The 19711-nt window shown below is 60.5% G+C and carries 21 protein-coding genes; 7 read left to right on the forward strand and 14 right to left on the reverse strand.

Annotated features, from left to right (window positions below):
• Window positions 1–28 precede the first annotated feature (28 nt).
• The 12 genes from ligD to FFR93_RS29125 all read right to left on the reverse strand — a co-directional run bounded on the left by ligD (window position 29) and on the right by FFR93_RS29125 (window position 13453).
• The gene (gene ligD, locus FFR93_RS29070) at window positions 29–1081 is read right to left on the reverse strand and encodes a non-homologous end-joining DNA ligase (RefSeq protein ID WP_138395696.1); all 1053 of its coding nucleotides are present in this window, start codon (window positions 1079–1081) and stop codon (window positions 29–31) included.
• Window positions 1082–1084: 3 nt separating this feature from the next.
• Window positions 1085–1903, reverse strand: a complete 819-nt coding sequence (locus FFR93_RS29075; protein WP_138395697.1) for a Ku protein — start codon at window positions 1901–1903, stop codon at window positions 1085–1087.
• Between the two features lie 12 nt (window positions 1904–1915).
• Window positions 1916–2815, reverse strand: coding sequence for a Ku protein (locus tag FFR93_RS29080; RefSeq protein WP_064707195.1), 900 nt, complete (start codon window positions 2813–2815; stop codon window positions 1916–1918).
• Between the two features lie 229 nt (window positions 2816–3044).
• On the reverse strand, window positions 3045–4103 hold the full coding sequence (gene ugpC, locus FFR93_RS29085) for a sn-glycerol-3-phosphate ABC transporter ATP-binding protein UgpC (protein WP_064707196.1): 1059 nt from the start codon (window positions 4101–4103) through the stop codon (window positions 3045–3047).
• A 5-nt stretch (window positions 4104–4108) separates the two neighbouring features.
• Complete coding sequence (locus FFR93_RS29090; protein WP_064707197.1) at window positions 4109–4939, reverse strand: carbohydrate ABC transporter permease; 831 nt, start codon at window positions 4937–4939, stop codon at window positions 4109–4111.
• A 3-nt stretch (window positions 4940–4942) separates the two neighbouring features.
• Complete coding sequence (locus tag FFR93_RS29095) at window positions 4943–5878, reverse strand: sugar ABC transporter permease (RefSeq protein ID WP_064707198.1); 936 nt, start codon at window positions 5876–5878, stop codon at window positions 4943–4945.
• 188 nt (window positions 5879–6066) lie between these two features.
• Window positions 6067–7326 carry a sugar ABC transporter substrate-binding protein gene (locus FFR93_RS29100; RefSeq protein ID WP_138395698.1) on the reverse strand — a complete coding sequence of 420 codons (1260 nt, stop codon included), beginning with the start codon at window positions 7324–7326 and terminating at the stop codon, window positions 6067–6069.
• A gap of 31 nt (window positions 7327–7357) precedes the next feature.
• Entirely contained in the window at window positions 7358–8527 is a 1170-nt protein-coding gene (locus tag FFR93_RS29105) for a PLP-dependent transferase (protein WP_138395699.1), read from the reverse strand.
• Window positions 8524–9246 (reverse strand): FadR/GntR family transcriptional regulator, encoded by a 723-nt coding sequence (locus tag FFR93_RS29110; RefSeq protein ID WP_097600853.1) that lies wholly within the window; start codon window positions 9244–9246, stop codon window positions 8524–8526. Before FFR93_RS29110 ends, FFR93_RS29105 begins: the two co-directional genes overlap by 4 nt.
• Before the next feature lie 303 nt (window positions 9247–9549).
• Window positions 9550–11208 carry an iron ABC transporter permease gene (locus FFR93_RS29115; RefSeq protein WP_138395759.1) on the reverse strand — a complete coding sequence of 553 codons (1659 nt, stop codon included), beginning with the start codon at window positions 11206–11208 and terminating at the stop codon, window positions 9550–9552.
• Window positions 11209–11262: 54 nt separating this feature from the next.
• The gene (locus FFR93_RS29120; RefSeq protein WP_138395760.1) at window positions 11263–12234 is read right to left on the reverse strand and encodes a Fe(3+) ABC transporter substrate-binding protein; all 972 of its coding nucleotides are present in this window, start codon (window positions 12232–12234) and stop codon (window positions 11263–11265) included.
• A gap of 187 nt (window positions 12235–12421) precedes the next feature.
• Window positions 12422–13453, reverse strand: a complete 1032-nt coding sequence (locus FFR93_RS29125) for an ABC transporter ATP-binding protein (RefSeq protein ID WP_138395700.1) — start codon at window positions 13451–13453, stop codon at window positions 12422–12424.
• A 330-nt stretch (window positions 13454–13783) separates the two neighbouring features.
• On the opposite strand from FFR93_RS29125, the gene FFR93_RS29130 reads away from it, so the two are divergent.
• The 7 genes from FFR93_RS29130 (at window position 13784) to FFR93_RS29160 (ending at window position 18658) form a co-directional block, all read left to right on the forward strand.
• Window positions 13784–14182 carry a hypothetical protein gene (locus FFR93_RS29130; RefSeq protein ID WP_082928156.1) on the forward strand — a complete coding sequence of 133 codons (399 nt, stop codon included), beginning with the start codon at window positions 13784–13786 and terminating at the stop codon, window positions 14180–14182.
• An 89-nt stretch (window positions 14183–14271) separates the two neighbouring features.
• The gene (locus FFR93_RS41620; protein WP_082928155.1) at window positions 14272–14496 is read left to right on the forward strand and encodes a hypothetical protein; all 225 of its coding nucleotides are present in this window, start codon (window positions 14272–14274) and stop codon (window positions 14494–14496) included.
• A complete protein-coding gene (locus tag FFR93_RS29140; protein WP_246661370.1) occupies window positions 14493–15956 on the forward strand; it encodes a TolC family protein in 1464 nt (487 codons plus the stop codon). The genes FFR93_RS41620 and FFR93_RS29140 overlap by 4 nt, the downstream gene beginning before the upstream one ends.
• A gap of 14 nt (window positions 15957–15970) precedes the next feature.
• Complete coding sequence (locus FFR93_RS29145; protein ID WP_138395701.1) at window positions 15971–17317, forward strand: copper oxidase; 1347 nt, start codon at window positions 15971–15973, stop codon at window positions 17315–17317.
• Window positions 17318–17350: 33 nt separating this feature from the next.
• Window positions 17351–17830, forward strand: coding sequence for a plastocyanin/azurin family copper-binding protein (locus FFR93_RS29150; protein ID WP_138395702.1), 480 nt, complete (start codon window positions 17351–17353; stop codon window positions 17828–17830).
• A 21-nt stretch (window positions 17831–17851) separates the two neighbouring features.
• Window positions 17852–18139, forward strand: coding sequence for a copper-binding protein (locus FFR93_RS29155; RefSeq protein WP_064713370.1), 288 nt, complete (start codon window positions 17852–17854; stop codon window positions 18137–18139).
• Between the two features lie 141 nt (window positions 18140–18280).
• Window positions 18281–18658 (forward strand): DUF411 domain-containing protein, encoded by a 378-nt coding sequence (locus FFR93_RS29160; RefSeq protein ID WP_246569458.1) that lies wholly within the window; start codon window positions 18281–18283, stop codon window positions 18656–18658.
• A 128-nt stretch (window positions 18659–18786) separates the two neighbouring features.
• Here the strand turns inward: FFR93_RS29160 and FFR93_RS29165 are convergent, their stop codons facing one another.
• Entirely contained in the window at window positions 18787–19149 is a 363-nt protein-coding gene (locus tag FFR93_RS29165; RefSeq protein WP_138395703.1) for a hypothetical protein, read from the reverse strand.
• A gap of 72 nt (window positions 19150–19221) precedes the next feature.
• Window positions 19222–19656: an EF-hand domain-containing protein gene (locus FFR93_RS29170; RefSeq protein WP_138395704.1), complete on the reverse strand. Its 435-nt coding sequence runs from the start codon at window positions 19654–19656 to the stop codon at window positions 19222–19224.
• Window positions 19657–19711: the final 55 nt, after the last annotated feature.

The raw sequence follows: 19711 nt of genomic DNA on the forward strand, positions 1-19711 counted from the left end.
GACAGGGTGCAGGTGGGTTTACGGGATCTCAATCGCACCGGGTCATATCGAAGACGGCGGCGTTGTCCTGGATCTCGCGGAGACCCTTGTACGAGGGGTGGCGTAGGCTGCCCTCATGCGTCCAGCCGCGAAACTCGATTTCGGCGATGAGGGTCGGCTGGGAAAAGACAAGGCGCTTTCCTTTCAGCGGCACAACAGGCTTTTTCGTCTGGAGGCTGTTCAACGTCTTCCGCAGATACTCCGCCTCCGTTCGGTTGAAGCCCGTGCCGACGGATCCGACATAGATCCAGTCGTGACCCTTTCGACCCGCAAGCAAAAGACTCCCGAGCCCACCGCGGGTGCTGACGGATTCCTCGTAACCGACGATCATGAAACTGGCGCTCTGAACGCACTTGATCTTCTGCCAATCCCCGAGGCGACCACTTCGATAAGGGCTGTCCCTACGCTTGGCGATGATGCCTTCCAGGCCAAGCTGGCATGCGTGCTCAAGCAGTTCCTCGCTGCCGAGATCGAGTTCTTGCGAGAACCGAATGGCAGCGTCGTCGGTCTCGGGGATCAGGTCCTCCAGAAGATGACGGCGCACCGACAGTTCCGTGCGCGTCAGGTCGTGACCATCGAGGTACAATAGATCGAAGGCGCAAAAGATAGATTCGGTTGAGACCCGCTTGCCGCCCCTGCCGCCGAGCGAGCGCTGCAACGCTCCAAAGTCGGAGCGACCCTCTTCATTTAGAACGATGGCTTCTCCGTCGAGAATGCAGGTCGATACACCGAGTTCTCTTGCACCTGCGCCAATCGTTGGAAATCGATGGGTCCAGTCATGGCCGCCGCGGGTGAGGATGCGAATACTCTTCGGCTCGATGTGGATCGCCAATCGGTAGCCGTCCCACTTCACCTCATAAAGCCAATCGGGACCGTGCGGCACCGTTTGCTTGAGCAGCGCCAGGCAGGGCTCCACTCTGGACGGCATTGCGTCGAACGGCAGGCTTGGCTGGTCGGCATCACGGCGACGGACAGGTCGCGATTGTATGGAGGCATTGGAGTCGCGAAGGAGGGGGACGGAGGGCCGGCGTAGTCTCGTCATCGCTCAATGCCTGCCGGACCGGTTCTCGGCATCCACGGATTTGCGCAGGGCGTCCATGATATTGATGACATTGCTGGGTGTCGGCTCTGCCTTTTCCTTGCCCTTGGGTTTTGTCTTGGCAGGCTTCTTCATCAGCTTCTTCTTTGCCTCGATGATGTCGAGCAGCCTGTCCTGCACGGGGTCGGAAGCCATCTTTGGGTTCCAGTGCTGCGTCTGCTTCTTGATGAGTTGCTGGACCAGCGGCATCATTTGGCTGTCCGCCGGTTGGTCGTCCACCCGTTCAAAATAGCTCTCCGCGTCGCGCACCTCGTCACCGTAGCGAAGAGTCCAGAGGACGATGCCCTTGCCGCGTGGCTCCAGCATGACGGCGCGCTCGCGGCGCGCAATCACGAGCCGCGATATGCCAACCATGTCCTCAGCCGCCATGGCGTCGCGTATCACCGAGAATGCCTCTTGGCCAACCGGATCGTCGGGTGAAAGATAGTAAGGCGTGTCGAGCCAGATCCATTCGACGCTGTTGCGCGGCGCAAAGACCTCGATGTCGATTGTCTTTGTACTTTCAAGCGCAACGTTCTCCAGCTCCTCGTCTTCGAGCATGACATATTCGTTCTCACCGCGCTGATAGGCTTTCACCTCGTCTTCATCTTTCACGTCCTTGCCGGTGACGGCGTCGACATAATGGCTGATGACGCGGTTCTGGGTCGCGCGATTGAGCGTGTGAAAGCGCACCTTCTCGTTTTCAGACGTGGCCGGCATCATCTGCACCGGGCAGGTGACGAGCGATAGCTTCAGGTAACCTTTCCAGTATGGCCGGATTGCCAAGACAGCCTCCGATCACCCGGCGCGGCGCTGGTGAGCGCCGCTTGGGCTGCGTGATTTCGGAGCCGATGCGCGCGCGACCTTCTGCCTGCTCTTGCCAGCATTGGCATTTGCAGCCGTGCGCTTCGTCTTTGCTGGCGCCGCCATGCCGGCGCTTTCGCGCAGTGCCTGTAAGAGGTCGTTCGGCTTCGCAGCCGGCGCCGCCTTTTTCTTCGGTAGGGTGCGACCTTCCATCTTGGCCTTCACGAGTTCAGCGACGGCCGCTTCGTAGCGGTCGTCGAATTGCTTCGGATCGAACTTGCCCTTCTTGGTGTTGATGATGTGCTTGGCGAGCTCCAACATCTCGCCTTCAATCTTGAGATCCGGCATCTCCTCGAAAGCCTTCTCGGAGGAGCGGACCTCATAGTCGAAATTCAAGGTGGAGCCGACCAGCCCTTTGCCATGCGGGCGAATGAGGAGCGTTCTCAGGCGCCGGAACAGCACCGTCCTGGCAATGGCCGCGACCTTGGCTTTCTTCATGCCATCCCTCAGGAGCTTGAAAGCGTCGCCGCCCATCGTGTCAGGCGCCAGATAATAGGGCTTGTCGAAATAGACGTCGTCGACCTCGTCACAAGGAATAAACGCCTCCACCTTCAGCGTCTTGTCGCTTTCGGGGATGGCGGCTGCGACCTCTTCGGCCTCGAGCACGACGTAGCGACCGTCCTCGATCTCAAAACCCTTGACCTGATCCTCGCGCTCGACCGGATCGCCGGTCTCGCCGTCCACGAATTCTCGGCGAACCCGATTGCCGGTCTTCCTGTTCAGCGTATGAAACGCGATCCGCTCGGATGTGGAGGCGGCGGTGTAGAGCGCCACCGGGAAAGCCACCTCCCCGAATTTGATAAAGCCCTTCCAATTCGCTCTCGGCCCAACCATTTTGCACGCGCTCCTGACGCAACCAGTGCGAGTCAACCGAATCAGTTTGCCATTGGTTCCGAGTCAAAACGAATCAAATTTCAAGAGCTTAGCCAGAATGATTCACGCCTTTTCCGAGTCTCTCGTTCATCCCCTTGAATCTGATCGATCTTTTTTCTCACCAGGTGCTTTTACGGCGGAAACAACCAGGAGATAGGGACGCCTGAGGAATGGATCCTGTTTCGACTGCTCAGCCGACGCGCTTTCCCTCGCCGTCGAACACATGCAGATATTCGGCGGGGAAGGCCACATTGACCTTCCGCCCCGCCTTCAACGCATCGCGGTCCAGCGTGAAGATCTTGAAGGGCAGCCCGTGCAGGGCAAGGTGCAGGATGATGCCGAAGCCTGTCGGTTCTATGAGTTCCACATCCGTGGCAAGGCCAGCTCCGTCATTCGTCATCAGCACATGCTCCGGCCGGATGCCGAGCGTCACCTTCGCACCGTCTGATAGCGGCAGCGGCTTTGCCAGCGGCACGATCGTTCCGTCCTGCAGCCTGACGCCGCCGGCGGTATAGCTGGCCTCCAGGAAGTTCATCCCCGGCGAGCCGATGAAGCCGGCAACAAAGAGATTGGCGGGGCGGTCGTAGAGCTCGAGCGGACTGCCGACCTGCTGGACGACGCCGCCATGCATGGCGACGATCCGGTCCGCCAGCGTCATCGCCTCTATCTGGTCATGGGTGACATAGATCGAGGTCGCCTTCAGCTCGCCATGCAACTTCTTGATCTCGGCGCGCATCTGTTCGCGCAGCCGGGCATCCAGATTCGAGAGCGGCTCGTCGAACAGGAAGGCCTTTGGCTGGCGCACGATGGCACGGCCCATGGCGACGCGCTGGCGCTGGCCGCCGGAAAGCGCCTTCGGCCGCCGTTCCAGCAGTGGGTCGAGGCCGAGCTTGGCGGCGGCGGCCGCCACGGCGCTCGTGATTTTCTCTTTGGTAGTCTTCCGCAGTCTCAGGCTATAGCTCATATTGCCGGCGACATTCATGTGCGGATAGAGCGCATAGGATTGGAACACCATGGCAATGTCGCGGTCCTTCGGATGCAGCTCGTTCACTCGGCTGCCGGCGATGCGGATCTCGCCTGATGTGACATCCTCCAGTCCGGCGATCATGCGCAGAAGCGTGGACTTGCCGCAGCCGGAGGGGCCGACGAGCACGACGAATTCGCCGTCCCTGATTTCGAGGTCGACGCCGTGCAGCACCTGCACGTGGCCATAGGCTTTGCGGATATTCTGGATATCGATCGATGCCATTCTGTTTAACCCTTGACCGCGCCGGCCGTCAGGCCCTGGACGAGATAACGCTGGATGAGCAGGAAGAAGAGTCCGGCCGGTATGAGCGCCATGACGCCCGCCGCCATCATCTGTCCGAAATCCACCGAGAATTTCGAAACGAAGGTGAGAAGCCCCACAGGGAAGGTCGCCGCGTCATTGCCGTTGATCAGCATCAGTGCGAAGAGCAGTTCGCTCCAGGCGGCGGTGAAGACGAAACCGAGCGTGGCGGCTATGCCCGGCAGCGTCAGCGGCAGGATGATCTGGCGGAAGGCCGTGAACTGCGTGGCGCCGTCGATCATCGCCGCCTCTTCGAGGTCCTTGGGTATGCCGTCGAAGAAGGACTGCATCAGGAAGGTGGCGAAGGGCACGTTGAAGGCGGTATAGACGATGACGAGCCCGGTCAGGCTGTTGGTCAGATGCAAGGGCGAGAGGATCTTGAAGATCGGCGCGACCAGCATGACGAGTGGGAACATCTGGGTCAGCAGCATCAGCGCGACGATCCAGTATTTCGCCCGGAAATTGAAGCGCGACAGCGCATAGCCGGAAAGCGAGGCGCAGATCGTCACTGTCACGGCTGTCGAGGCCGAGACGATCAGGCTGTTCTTGAAGAAGGTCGGGAAGGCGCTGTGCTGCAGCACGAAGGCATAATGATCCCAGCTCGTGCGCGACGGCCACATGCGCACGCCCTCGGTATAAAGCAGATCGTTCGGCGTCACCGAAACCTTGAGCAGCCAGAACAGCGGGAAGAGCGCGAAAGCGATATAGCAGAGGATCGCCAGACGGTGCGCGATCGTGGGGATGACGGATCGTTTCATGTCTCAATCCTTGTTCAGCAGCGTCTGCCGCAGCAGGATGATCAGCATCGAATAGGCAAGCAGCAGCGCGAGCAGCACCAGCGCGATCGCTGAGGCGTATCCGAAATCGAGCCGCTTGAAGGCGGTCGTGAAGATGTAGCTCGCGACGATCTGCGTGCGGTCGGCCGGACCGCCATTGGTCATGACGACGATCAGATCGGCGAAATTGGAGATCCACACGGTGCGCAAGAGCACGGTGATGGCGATTGTCGGCGCGAGAAACGGCAGGGTGATCGAGCGGAAGCGCTGGAACCAGCCGGCGCCGTCGATCGACGCCGCCTCGTAAAGATCACGCGGGATCGCCTGTAAGGCGGCAAGCAGCGTGATGGCGAAGAAGGGGATTCCCCACCAGACATTGGCGACGATCGGGCCCCACATCGCATAATTTGGATCGGAAAGGATGTTGCCCGGCTCATGCATCAGCCCGAGCCCGAAAAGCCAGTGCGGGATCGGCCCGATCACCGGATTGAACAGCCAGGCCCAGTTCAGCCCGGCGAGAAATGAGGGCACGGCCCAGGGCAGGAAGACCAATGCCTGCGCGATCGCCCGCCCCGGGAATGGCTTGTCGAGCAGCAGCGCCAGGATCAGCCCGAAGACGAATTGCAGAGCGACCGAGGCGCCGGTCCACCAGAGCGTATTCCTGAGCGCTCCGTAGAAGGCAGGATCGCTTGAAAGCTCGCGAAAATGTTCGAGCCCGACGAAACCGCCGGAAAAAGGATTGAGCAGCTGGATATCGCGGAAGGCGTAGGACAGTCCGAGCGTCAGCGGCACCAGCATGACAGCGACGATCAGGATCAGCGAGGGTGCGCTATAGAGATAAGGCTCCGAAGCATCGGCAAGGCGACGCAGCCACGGCCTGCGGTCGCGACGCATGTCGAGCGTATCGGCGGAAATGGTCATCGGATTGCAGTTTCCAAATGTAGATCAAGGCTTCGAATGCGTAGGCGGCCCCTCATCCGACCCTTCGGGGCCCTTCTCCCCGCCGGGGAGAAGAGCAATGAGGCGCCGCCACGAGTCTCTTCGCCCCAGCGGGGAGAAGGTGCCGGCAGGCGGATTAGGGGGCTCGAATCTCGAAGCCCCTTCTATCTTCACTTCTTGCTCAGGAACTTCTGCTGCGCCTTGGTCAGGTACTCCGCCCACTGGTCGGCCAGATCCTTGGCCGAGATGTCGCCGAGCAGGGCCTGCTGCGAAGTCTTGATCGCCAGCGAATCCTTGAAGAAGGCGAACTCTTCCAGATAGGTCGGCATGACCGTCGGCACCGTGTTCGGGTCCGCCAGCTCCTCGAACCAGCCTTTGAACTGATCACCGGCATAGAAGGGATCCTTCTCCGCGGACGTATAGGCCGGCAGGGCGCCGATGCGCTTGTTCCACTCAAGATTGCCTTCCGGCCCTTCGAGCGTGGCTATCAGCTTCCAGGAAAGGTCCTTGTTCTGGCTCGTTGAAAACATCGACCAGCCGCCGTAGCCGATGGTCGGGAACGACTTGCCGTCAGGACCCTTGGGCAGCGGCGCGACACCAAAATCCTCCTTCTTCATACGCTCGGCGATCGCGATCAGCGCATCGGGATCCTGGTCGAGGAAGGCGCAGGTGCCCGAATAGAAGCCGGCGACGACTTCGTTGAAGCCCCAGTTGACGCTGTCCTTGGGCGCATAGCCCTTCTTGTAGAGATCGACCATCCACTCGATACCCTTCGCCCAGCCTTCGCTGTTCATAGTCGAGGTGCCGTCTTCCTTGAAATACTTGTTGTCGCCGGCCATCGTGGCGGCAAAGATCATCCAGCCGTTGAGGCCGCCCGGGCCGCCGCGCATGCAGTAGCCGTATTTGCCCGGTAGCTTGGAGACCTTTTCCGAAGCGGCGGCAAACTCCTCAAGCGTCTTCGGCGGCGCGTCGACACCAGCCTCCGCAAGCAGCTTCTTGTTGTAGAACATCGCCCTCAAATAGAAGCCGTAGGGCAGCATATAGGCGGTGTTCTTGACGTCGCGGCCGAGTTCGAGCGCACGCGGCGTCAGTTCCTTGGTGTGTTCCCATTTTTCGAGATAGGGCTCGAGGCTTTCCAGCATGCCGTTATTGGCATAGAGCGACAGCCAGGTATCCGGCATCTCCATCACATCGGGCACGTCGCCGGCCGACACCATGGTCGCGAACTTTTGGAAGGCTTCGTTCCAGGGCAGCGAGATGATGTCGACCTTGGTGCCGGGATTGGCCGCCTCGAACTTGCCGACGATCGATTTCAGCGTTTCGGTCCGCTCCGGGCTGGTGATGACTTCGACAAGCTTCAGCGTCGTATCAGCGAGCGCGGTACCTGCCATCATCGAAGCGAAGAGCGTCGAGATTATTAGTTTTTTCATGCTCAGTTCCCCCTTTTAGGTCTCTCGGGTTTCAGGATTGTGAGGCGGCGAGCGCCTCCTCGATGTCCCTCCACAAGGCCTCGGTTCCTTCGAGGCCGACATGGAGGCGTACGGATCGCGGGTGAATGCCGAAGGTTTGCGCGGAATTCGGCTGTGCCTTCTGCTGAAGCACCACCTCGCCCGGTACGATCAGGCTTTCATGTCCACCCCAGCTTACACCCAGTTTGAACAGCTTGAGACGGTCGGCAAAGGCGCGGATATCGACGCCGTCGCGGAAGATGAACGAGAACAGGCCCGAGGTGCCGTTGAGCCCGGCCGGCAGACGATTGGCGAGGCCTGGATGACAGACCGCCTCCACCACCTCGAGCTTCTGCAGGCGCCTGGCGATTTCAAGTGCGGACGCCTCATGCGCCTTCATGCGCAGCGGCAGCGTCCGCAGCCCGCGGATCAGCAACCATGCGTCGAAGGGCGAAAGCTTGCCGCCGAGATAGGGATAGGCCTCGGCCTTGACACGGGAGACCATTGTCTTCGAGCCGGCGATGACGCCCGCCACCACATCGCTGTGACCGCCGAGATATTTCGAGGCGGAATGGATAACGAGGTCGACGCCGAGCGTCAGCGGCCGCTGAAAGAAGGGGCTCGCCCAGCTGTTATCGATCATCGACACGACTCCATGATGCCTGGCCAACGCCGCGAGCGCCCCGACATCATGCGCTTCCATCACCCAGCTCGTCGGGCTTTCCAGGTACAGAACCTTGGCGCCGGGCAGCGCCTTCGCGACGGCCTCTTCGTCGCGCCCGTCGACATAGGTCACCTCGATCTTCATCCGCTTCAGGATAGTGCCGAACAGACGGAAGGCATCGGGATAGACATGCTTGACGGCGACGATGCGGTCACCGGGCTCGACGAAGCTCAGCACCGCCGAGGAGATCGCCGCCATGCCGCTCGCAAAACCGAGTGCATCCTCCGCACCCTCGAGCTTGGCCAGCATTTCCTCGAAAGCGCGCACCGTCGGGTTGAGCCCGCGCGTATAGGTCGGCCGCACCTTCTCGCCGCGATAGGCGGCAATCATCTCGTCGTAATCGGAAAAGGTGAAAAGCGAGGTCTGGAAAATCGGCGGCACGACGGCGTCGGCGAAGTTGCCGTCGTCGTGAGCGGTGATGAGGGAAGCAAGATCGAACGGATCTGCGCCGTTGCTCATTTGGACATTTCCTTGATGTCTTCCTCGACGATGTCGAGAATTTTCAATGTTTCCGCCCGCGCCGCCTCGGCATCCCGCGCAGCGATCGCGTTGAAAAGCGTGCGGTGAAAGGGAAAGGACCGGCGGGCGAAATCCTGCCGATCGAACGGATGCTCCCAGAAGCGCTCGAAGGTTTCGCGCATCTGCTCGAGCAGCTGGCGAAACAGCGGATTATGGGTGGCGTCGTAGACGGCGAGATGGAAGGCGAGATCCTCCGGTCCGGAGGTGCCCTTCTCCAGGTGCACCCGCTCCATCTCGTTGAGCTTCTCCTCGATGACGACGAGATCCTTCTCGGTGCGCCGCCTGGCCGCGACCATGCCCGCCTCGCATTCGATGCCGCGGCGGACCTCCAGCGTCTGCAGGAGCGCGTCGCGCAGATGCACCGCATCGAAAGACAGCGGCATATGGATCGTCGCCCTGGAAACGGGCTTCAACAGATAGGTGCCGCTGCCCTTGCGCGTCTCGATGACACCGAGCGCCTGGAAATGCCTGATCGCTTCGCGAATGGTCGAACGCCCGACGGCAAGCGCCGCCATCAGCTCACGTTCGGCCGGCAGCCGGTCACCCGCCTGCAGCCGCGCTTCCTCCACATAATCCGCCAGCGCGTCGGTCACCTGACGCGCGCGGTCCATGACGGGAAGCGGCCGTATCACCGGCCTGTCGCTACGATTTGCCTTCATGGTTCCCCATATTTCTTCTAGGCAGTCGCGGAATTGGTCTGACATCTTAGCATTTCGCAAACGGGGCGAGCCGTCAAGCCGGCGACGGCGATTTCTGATCCCGCCCCTCCACTATTCCCTTTGTCTCTCCGAAATCGCACTCGTACCTTTTCTCAGGAGCCTTCGCCGCCCTTGGACGCGGACTGACCGTAGTTCCGAAATAACCGCTTTGCTTAGCCATCACTTCGTATCTGCTCACGGCGATGAGCCCCCGGAGAGGGTGCGCAATTTTCCATCTGAGCTCTGAAGGTCGTGGTCGGCCTGCTAGCGGATACGTCCGATTCGCGAGAGCAAGATGGCCGGCAGGATGCCGATCAGCACAATGGCAAGAGCTGCAATCGAGGCTTCCTCATAGGTGCCTCTGGCAGCCTCTCCATAAAGGTGAGTTGCGAATGTCTCGACATTGAGTGGCCGCAGGAGGAGCGTCGCCGGCAGCTCCTTCACACAATCGACGAAGACCAGTAGCGCGGCAGCCGAGATTGCCGCCTTCGAGAGCGGCAAATGCACGTAGCGCAAAGTGCCTGCGGTGGATTGCCCCAGCGAACGCGACGCATGATCAAGCGACGGGGAAATGCGCGAGAGACCGGCTTCTATGCCGCCGGCGGAGATCGCCAGAAACCGCACGACGAGCGCATATATGACGGCAGCACCCGATCCCATCAGAAGCAGACCGGTGGACACATCAAACAGGGAAAGTACCGTGCGGTCGATAAACTGATCGAGCCCGCCAAGGATGATCAGCACGCCGATGGCGACCACGGTGCCGGGAGCCGCATAGCCCATCGTGGAACAGCGCAGGAGCCAAGAGGACGGCTGGCCCGGGCGCAGGCGGGTGGCGTAGGCGGCGAGAAGGCCAAGAATGACGGTTGCCACTGTCGCGAGGGTAGCGATAACGAGCGTATTTACGGCCTCGTCGATGATGCGAGGAGATATGCCGGCGAACCGGTAGCGTTTTGCCGCTTCGATCAAGAGATAGAGCGCGGGCGCGGCGAAGCCTAGGATGACCGGCAGAAGACCGCCGAGAAACAGCAGTATGCCTTTTCCCAGGGGTACCCGCCGCGGTTGGAAATTCCGCATCCGGCGTACATCGATCGCGTAGCGCTGCTTGCGCCGCGCCCATCGCTCCAGCGCAACAATCGCGACGACGATCAGAAGAAGGGCAAGAGCGATCTGCGACGCGCCCGATAAATCGGAGCGGGTGATCCATGTCGTGTAGATTGAAACGGTGATCGTCCGGACGCCGAGGAATTCGGCCGCGCCGATATCGTTCAACGTTTCCATCAGGGCAAGGCTGATACCCACGGCAACAGCCGGGCGCGCGAGCGGCAGGGCGACCCGCCAGAAGACCGCGCGGCGAGTTGTGCCGAGAGTGCGTGCCGCATCGACGAGATTACCGGATTGGGTGAGGAACATCGCGCGGGTGGGGATGTAGACATAGGGGTAGAGAACGATTCCGAGAAGCAGGATGCAGCCGGCCATGGAACGGACGTCCGGAAGGCGAAACTGGCGCGGGGTCTCGTATCCAAGCAACCACCGCACGGCATCCTGCACCGGACCGATTGGATGCATTATGTCCAGATAGGCATAGGCGACGATGTAGGTCGGAACGGCAAGCGGCAGAAGCAGCATCCATTCCAGCGCATGCCTGCCGGGAAAATCATAGGCGGTCACCAGCCATGCCGTCGTCGTGCCAACCACGGCAGTGATGACGCCGACCCCCGCAAGCAGAATGACGGTGTCGAGAAGCGCCACCGGAAGGATGGTCGAGAAAAGATGCCCCCAAAGACCCGCCGACCCCTTCGAAGCTTCCAGAATCAATCCCCCGATTGGCAGAATGGCGATGAGGGCGATAGTGGCAGCAATCGTCAGCCATACCCTGCCAGGGCGCTTTGCAGAGCGGGCGGGCGCCGGGCTGGAAAACATCATTCGATCCGTTCTCGGGGAGGAAGGCGCCTGTCAGCGGCGCCTTCCCTTTCCTTAGTTGTCGAAGCCGACCTTGTCCACGAGTTCACTCGCCTGCTTGCGATGGCTGACGATTTCGGACAGGGGCTTGCTGTCGATCTTTAGTTCGCCGAAGGATGCGATGATCGGATCGGCCGCGACCCCCGCCTTCACGGGATATTCGTAATTGCCCTCGGCATAGATTTTCTGCGCTTCGTCGGAGACGAGATATTCGAGAAGTTTGACGGCTTCAGCCTTGTTTGGTGAATGCTTGGCGATGGCCGCGCCGCTGATATTCACCTGCGTCCCGCCGTTCTTGAAAGTCGGCAGGACGACCTTGATGCCGTCGCCCCATTTGACCTGCTCTTCACCACCCTTGCCGGACCGCATCAGGCCGACATAATAGGAGTTGGCGATACCGATATCGCAAATGCCGCCGAGGATGTCCTTGGCCGCATCGCGATCGCCGCCGGCTGCCTTACGGGCGAGATTGGCCTTGACACCTGTCAGCCATTTCTCGGTTTCTTCCGCGCCGTAATGAGCGATGTAGTCAGCAAACAGCGCCGTATTATAGGGGTGCTGACCCGAGCGTATGCAGATCTTGCCCTTCCACTTGGGATCGGCGAGCTCCTCGTAGTTGAACGTGCTGATGTCGATATCCTTGGCCGCGTAGAGCACGCGCGCGCGCATCGAAAGTGCAAACCAGTTGCCCTTGGCATCACGCAGCTGTTCCGGGATAGCCGAGTTCAGAACAGACGATTCCACCGGTTGCGTTACGCCTTTGTCGACCAGATCGACAAGGTTGCCCGCATCGACCGTCATCAGGATGTCAGCCGGCGAGCTGGCGCCCTCGGAGGCGACACGCTCTGCCAGGCCGTCCTTCAGGAAAATGGTATTGACCTTCGTTCCGGTCGATTTGGTGAACGCTTCCAGAAGAGGTGCGATCAGAGCCGGTTCTCTCGTCGTGTAGAGGTTGATTTCTGCGGCGGCAGCGATGCAAGGCGACATCAGCGCCGAAGCGGCAAGCAGCAAGGATGTGAGGATGGAGCGCGAATTCATTATGTCCCTCCGAATGAACGCGCATTCCTTGCAGCAGTTCATGACCCTGAAAGTCAAGTTTTCCCTGGGACTTGATGCCAAATATCACGGAAACTTGATGAAGAGGTCAGCAGAACACGCTTGCGCAAGTCAGCTGTCAAAAAGCCAGCAGCCGCTCGGGGAGGATTGATATCTGAATATTCTCGGCGCCCGCGGGCAGCCGCTCCAAAGCCCTCGTCTTAAGCGGCTCCTCGAGGCCATCAACCTTCAAGGTGATCTGCTCGAATTCGCCATGCAGAACACGGTTCTCGATACGAGCGGCGATTCCCGAGCCGGGAGAAAGCGCAATTGCATGCGGGCGGATATAGAGGGTCACCGAGCTCGCGGGCGGACGATCGAGCCTATAGGCGAAGTTACCGATCGCGGTCTCGATTAATCCGCCACGGTAAACGCCGGGAACTTTGCTGGACGCGCAAAAGAACTCTGCCGCATAGGCATTCGTTGGACGGTCGTGCAGATCATAGGCGGAGCCGGACTGGACGATTTCACCTGCCCGCATGAGAACCACCTGATCTCCGACGGAAAGTGCTTCCTGGGGATCATGCGTCACGATGATCACGGTCGTGCCGAGTGCCCTCAAGAGGTTCAAGGTGTCGCTGCGTACCTTACCACGCAGGCCCTGATCCAGATTGGAAAAGGGTTCGTCCATCAGGACGATACTCGGCCGGGGCGCCAGGGCACGGGCTAGCGCGACACGCTGCTGTTCGCCGCCGGAGAGGGTGTGCGGATAGCGATGGGTCAGATGTTCTATTCCGACCTTGCTGATCATCTCCTCTGCCTGCGCGATTGCTTCACCCTTCGGATGTCGCTTGAGACCGAAGAGGATATTGTCCCGTACAGTCAGATGCGGAAAAAGAGCATAGTCCTGGAAGACGAAACCGACGCCACGCGCCTCCGGTTCGACGAAAGTGGCCGAACTTGCCACCTCGCGGCCTTCGAGAAAGATGCGGCCCGATTCCGGTGTGTCGACACCGGCGATCATCCGCAGGAGCGTCGACTTGCCGCAACCGGAATGGCCCACGAGCGAAAGCGCATCTCCGCGCCGAATGTGAAGAGAAAGATCGCGCACGGCTGCAGTGATGCCGAAGCGACGGGTAACGTTTTCCAGTCGTACTGCGATTTCGCTCATTTCAGCTTTCATGCTCGCCGGTGGGTTCCAGTGCAAGTCTCCAATCACCCTAAACATACCGAGGCGAGCGGGGACAAGCGCAATCTGTCCTCAAGGGCGGCGAGAAGTCTGCTGTTCAAAATCGCGGTAAAACCTCCTTCGGGAAATTCGAGGCGCTATGCGTTTCAGTCGCGGTCGGCATCTTCAGACTGCACAGGATGGCGGAGCGGCGGATCTTGGCGAACACCGCCATGGTATTTCTGCGGTACTGGCGCCACAGAAACGACGCGAAGTTCTGGGAGTCCTTGGTTGCAGTTGAAAATCTGGCACGATCAATGTAATCGACAGAGCATGGTCAGGATGTACCGAATCGCACTGAGCAGATTGCTCTTCTTTGTGCGGCTGGCGATCGTCGTATCGCTGGCGGGGTACAACGTGTCCAACGTAAACGCAGCCATGCACGGTCCTGCCTCTCAAATCGAGAAGACAGCGTCGGGCATTGCCGCGCACGCTGAGCACGATTTGGCCGGGGTCTCGGACCATCAGCATTCGCATGGCGATAGGGCCGACGACGCCGGCCCCTCAAAGATCGTCAAACAAGAATGCTGCAACGACTTTTGCGGCGGCTTCGTATTGCTGTGCACAGGTCAAGTCATGGGCGGGCCTGTCGTGTCCTCGATCCGGCAATTTGTCAACGACCAAGCCATGCTTGGTGAGTTGCCGCCCCTGCATCGGCCTCCGAATATCTGAATAGGGATCCACCCGTTTCGAACGGGCCCGTACGGCGCGCGAACTTTGCGTGCGCGCCGCCCGTAGCTTGATATTCGGATTCTTAAAAAATGAGACCTTTCCTATTGGCGCTGGGGTTGCCGCTGATTGCGGCCGCCTGCGCGTCCACTCCCCCTAACGTCGTCGCATTGGACGAGGTGCAGCAGGCGCCGATAGCCCCTGCCGCTCGATATCGATCGCCTATTTCGGATTATGTCGCCCGCCAGCCGGCCGATCCAAAGCCATGGCGACAACAGAACGACCGACAATCTCCAGCGGATGGAGATGCTTCATGACTTCGATCAGGAAGCTCGCAATGATGGCCCTATTGCCGATCGCCCTCGGTGGCTGCGTCAGCGGCGCTGAATATTCGAGCAAGCAAGCAGGCTTCGCCTCCGTGGCGGACAAAACCGCGATCGCGACCGCGAAGCAGACGGTCTGGATCCAGAACCAGAACCAGGCCCGGTCTGCCTCCGCTGAGGTCAAGAGTCTACTCGCGAGAAAGAAGGTCCTCGACGCCGAGACGGCCGTCCAGATCGCCCTGCTCAACAATAAGGGCCTCCAGGCCGCCTACGCCGATCTCGGCGACAGCGCGGCGGATGCCTGGCAGTCGACGATGCTCATCAACCCGACCGTTTCCATCGGTACGACAGGTATCGGCACACCTGAACTGGAGGCGTTCAAGACGATCGAGGGAATGATCACGACGAACATCCTGGCCCTTGCAACGAGAAACCGCGACATAGCGATCGCCGATACCCGCTTCCGACAGGCGCAATTGACCGCCGCCGTAAGAACGCTGGAGGTGGCCGCAGAGACGCGGCGCGCCTGGATCGGCGCGGTGGCGGCCTGGGAAAACGTCGGGCAGCTGCAACGCGCCCAGGCGACGGCGGACGCCGCTTCAGAACTTGCGGAGAAGCTTGGCGAGACCGGTGCAATGACCAAAGGCGCGCAGGCACGCGAACATGTGTTCGTCGCCGAGCTCGCCGGTGAGACCGCGAAGGCCCGTCTGGCGGCACGTCTTGCCAAGGAGGACCTGACGCGGATGATGGGTCTCTGGGGATCAGACCTGGATTACCAAGTCCCGAACAGCCTGCCGCCGCTGCCCAGGGCCGTCGTCAGACGCGACACCATCGAGTCGGAGGCTCTGAGGAACCGCATCGACCTTCAGGTGGCGAAGCTCGAACTAGAGGCGACAGCCAAGTCCTACGGGCTCACCGAAGCGACACGCTATGTGACAGATCTCGAAATCCTGACGGGCTTCGAAACGGAACGGGAAATCGAGGACGACGAGAAGAAGACCAGAACGACCGGCCAGGTCGAGCTGGAATTCATGATCCCGATCTTCGACACCGGCAAGGCGCGGATGCGCAAGTCCGAGCTCGCATACATGCGGGCGGCGAACCAGCTGGCGGAAAAGGCCGTCAATGTCCGCTCGGAAGCACGTTCGGCCTACGAGGCGTACCGTTCGAACTATGACATCGCGCGCCACTACCGCAATAATGTCGTGCCGCTGCGTACCAAGGTCGAGGAGGAATCCCTGCTGACCTACAACGGCATGATCACCAACACCTTCGAGCTGCTCACCGACACGCGCGACAAGATCAACTCTATCCTGCTTTCCGTCAACGCGAAGCGCGACTTCTGGCTCGCGGAGGCCAATCTCGCGCCTGCGATCTACGGCGGCGGCGCGACCAACGCATCGGCAGAGACCGAAGTCGCCGCTGTCTCCGGCGACAGCGGTGGCGGCCATTGAGAAAGGAACCCACCATGTTCAACAGACGACAACTGTTCGGTGCGAGCGCAGCGCTGCTGGCGGCGGGCGCATGGACGAAAACCTCGGCGATGGGTCTGCCCGATGCCCCGACAATGGAATCGGCGGACATGCAGCCGCCGCTCCACCCGACCTCCGGTCCGGACTATCAGCCGGTCGTCACCCTCAATGGCTGGACCCTGCCCCATCGGATGAACAACGGCGTCAAGGAGTTCCACCTCGTAGCCGAGCCGGTCGAACGCGAGATGGCCGACGGCATGACCGCATATCTCTGGGGGTATAACGGCCAATCTCCGGGTCCGACGATCGAGGCGGTCGAAGGCGACCGGGTGCGCATTTTCGTCACCAATAAGCTGCCGGAACACACGACGATCCACTGGCACGGTATGATACTTCCGTCGGGCATGGACGGCGTCGGCGGGTTGACCCAACCGCACATCCCTGTTGGCAAGACTTACGTTTACGAGTTCGACCTCGTGAAATCGGGCACCTTCATGTACCACCCGCATTCCGACGAGATGGTGCAGATGGCCATGGGCATGATGGGCTTCTTCGTCGTTCATCCCAAGGACCCGACGTTCATGCGCGTCGACCGCGACTTCGTCTTCCTGCTCAACGCCTACGACATCGATCCCGGCTCCTACGTGCCGCGCGTCATGGAAATGACCGATTTCAACATGTGGTGCTGGAACAGCCGCGTGTTTCCAGACATCAGCCCGCTCGTCGTTTCCAGGAACGATCGAGTGCGCGTGCGCGTCGGCAACCTGACGATGACCAACCATCCCATCCACATGCATGGCTACGACTTCGAGGTAACCTGCACGGATGGCGGCTGGGTCCGCCCGGAGGCGCGCTGGCCGGAAGTCAGCATCGACATCCCCGTAGGCGCCATGCGCGCCTACGAGTTCGACGCCAAATACCTCGGCGACTGGGCGATCCATTGCCACAAATCGCATCACACAATGAACGCCATGGGTCACGACATCCCGACCTTCATCGGAGCGGATAAGTCGAAGGTCGCCGAGAAGATCAGGAAGCTTCAGCCGGAATACATGCCTATGGGCACCAAGGGCATGGCCGACATGGGCGAAATGGAAATGCCCATTCCCGAGAACACCATTCCCATGATGACCGGCTGGGGGCCCCATGGCCCGATCGAGATGGGCGGCATGTTTTCGGTCGTGAAGGTCCGCGAGGGCATCTCGGCGGACGATTACTCCGATCCGGGCTGGTACGAGAACCCGCCCGGGACGCAGGCCTGGGAGTGGACCGGCGAACTGCCGGACGCGACCAAGGCGAAAGACGCGAAGACGCAAATCACGCCGAAGCCGACGAATGGCTGAGGTTCAACATCCCACATCAAAAAGGATCTACACATGAAGAATTATGTATTGGCACTGGCGCTTGCAGCGCTCGCAACTCCTGCCCTCGCCTCCGGCAATCATGCCGGCGGTCACGGTGAAAAAATGGCGGTCGGAGAGCCTGGGGACAAGGCCAAGGCAACACAGACGATCCGCGTCACGATGAAGGAAACCGACGACGGGAAGATGTTGTTCACGCCCGCCGTCTTCAATGTCCGCAAGGGACAGACGGTCAAGATTGCGATCAAGAACGCCGGCACCGTCGACCACGAGTTCGTGCTCGATCAAGAAGACAAGATCCTGGAGCACAAGAAGGTCATGGAGAAGTTCCCGGAAATGGAACATGCCGATCCCAATTCCATCCGCCTTCCGGCCGGTCAATCCGGCGAGATCGTCTGGAAATTCACCACCGACGGCGAGTTCAAATTCGCCTGCCTGATCCCCGGTCATTACGAAGCCGGCATGCACGGCGACGTCAGCGTCGCCGGGAAATAATCCCAACAAGGAGCCACGAATATGAAAACTACGATGATCAAAATCAGTCTAGCCGCCCTGCTCTCCGTCAGTGCGGCCTTCGGTGCGTTTGCTGAGGAGTTCACCAAAGGCGTCGTCAACAAGGTCGACGCCAAGGCTAAAAAGGTCACCATCAAGCACGAGGACCTGAAGAACCTCGACATGCCCGCGATGACGATGGTCTTCCGGGTCGAGGATCCAGCTATCATCGACAAGCTGAAGGAAGGCTCCAGCATCGAGTTCGTCGCCGAACGCGTGAACGGTAAGCTGACGGTCACCGAAGTTAAATAGTTTAACTCCTGCCGCCCGGATCCGCGTCCGGGCGGCAGCGGAAGAGGAGTGGAGACGATGCATAGGAGAAGCTTCATTGCGATGGCGATTTCCGCGCTGGCATTGCGCAGCGGCTAGGCCTTCGCCGCCGCGCCGGCAAAGATGATCGTCTACAAGGATCCGAACTGCGGTTGCTGCCATGAATGGTCGAAGGCAATGGCGGCGGCGGGATTTTCCGTCGAGGCCCGCGATACAGACGACCTTGCCGCGGTCAAGGCGCGGCTGGGCGTGCCTGTCGACCTGGAGGGATGCCACACGGCCGTGGTCGAGGAATATTACCTCGAGGGACACGTGCCGCTCGATCCTGTCCGGCGCCTGCTGTCGGAGCGACCGCCGCTCCGGGGGCTCGCGGTGGCGGGCATGCCGCCCGGCTCCCTGGGGATGGGTGACGACCCGCAGGCGTCCTATGACGTCTATGCTGTTCCCTTGGGAGCTGGCGCACCCTACCTGTTCATGGAGGTTCGTCCGCGAAAGGGTTGATGCCGCGACTGGCCGGCCGTACGAGAGCGCGCGGGTCCATTCGGGGCGCAGAAGCGACGCTCTAATTTTTCAATCCCGAACGTCAGGCTTTCCGACAATCGATACGAATTACGGGGATGCTCTAGCGCTCAGGAAGCAGGGGCGGTGCAGAGCGTCGCCCAGAGATCGTGCTTCCAGTCGGTCCCCGGCAGGGCGGAAATATCGACTGCATATTCGGCAGAATTCACGCGCACCGTGGCAGGTGAAACGCAGCGCACACTCGCGCCATGCCTTCCTTCGTCCCGATAGAGCACCGCTCCGCCGCCGTCGATTTCTGACAGCGTGATGACGACGTCGAAGTCGAAAGCGGGATCGTCGGCCGGTCCACCTTCCGTCAAACTGAGGCTCACCGACCGACCGCCCTCGAACGCAGTCGTGTGGAAAACGCCTGATGCGGCCGACATCGATGCGGAGTGGACGCACAATATCAGAGACAGAAGGATGCGGCGCATCTTCCCCTCCCGTGGTCAATGCCGTTTTAAACTATCATATTCCGGGAGGCTCCGCGACTGCTAGTAAACCACCTACGGTCGCCAGAAAGCCTGCATCTCCTCGCGTGTGACCTTGCCGTCGCTGTTGGCGTCGACGCTGTCGAAAATGCGCTTGTGGATGGCCGTAGCCTCCTCGAAGGACAGCGCCCCATCCCCATCGCTGTCAGCGATCGCGAACATGATCTTCATCATCTGTCCGCGCATGCCCATCGGTGGCATGCCGCCCGTCATGCCGGGGTGCATCATCATTCCCTGGCCCATCATTTGGCTGGGCATCGAGCCGGCATCGGGCATGGCCTCCTGGCCTTGTCCACTCGTCTGCTCCGCTCCCGCAGGAGAGGCGCCCTCAGATCCATTCGCAGGATGATGCGGATCGGCCCCGTTCGTCTGCGCGAACGCAAACCCGGCATTGCCGGCGGCAATAGCCACGACCAGTAGGCCCGCGCCCGCAAGTCTTCTCGTTCTCATGTCGTTTCTCCTTTTGCTTGGTTGTATCCGCCCGTCCCTGACCCGGGACCGGCGG

It is taken from the genome of Rhizobium sp. MHM7A, from assembly GCF_005862215.1.
Classification (GTDB): Bacteria; Pseudomonadota; Alphaproteobacteria; order Rhizobiales; family Rhizobiaceae; genus Rhizobium; species Rhizobium bangladeshense.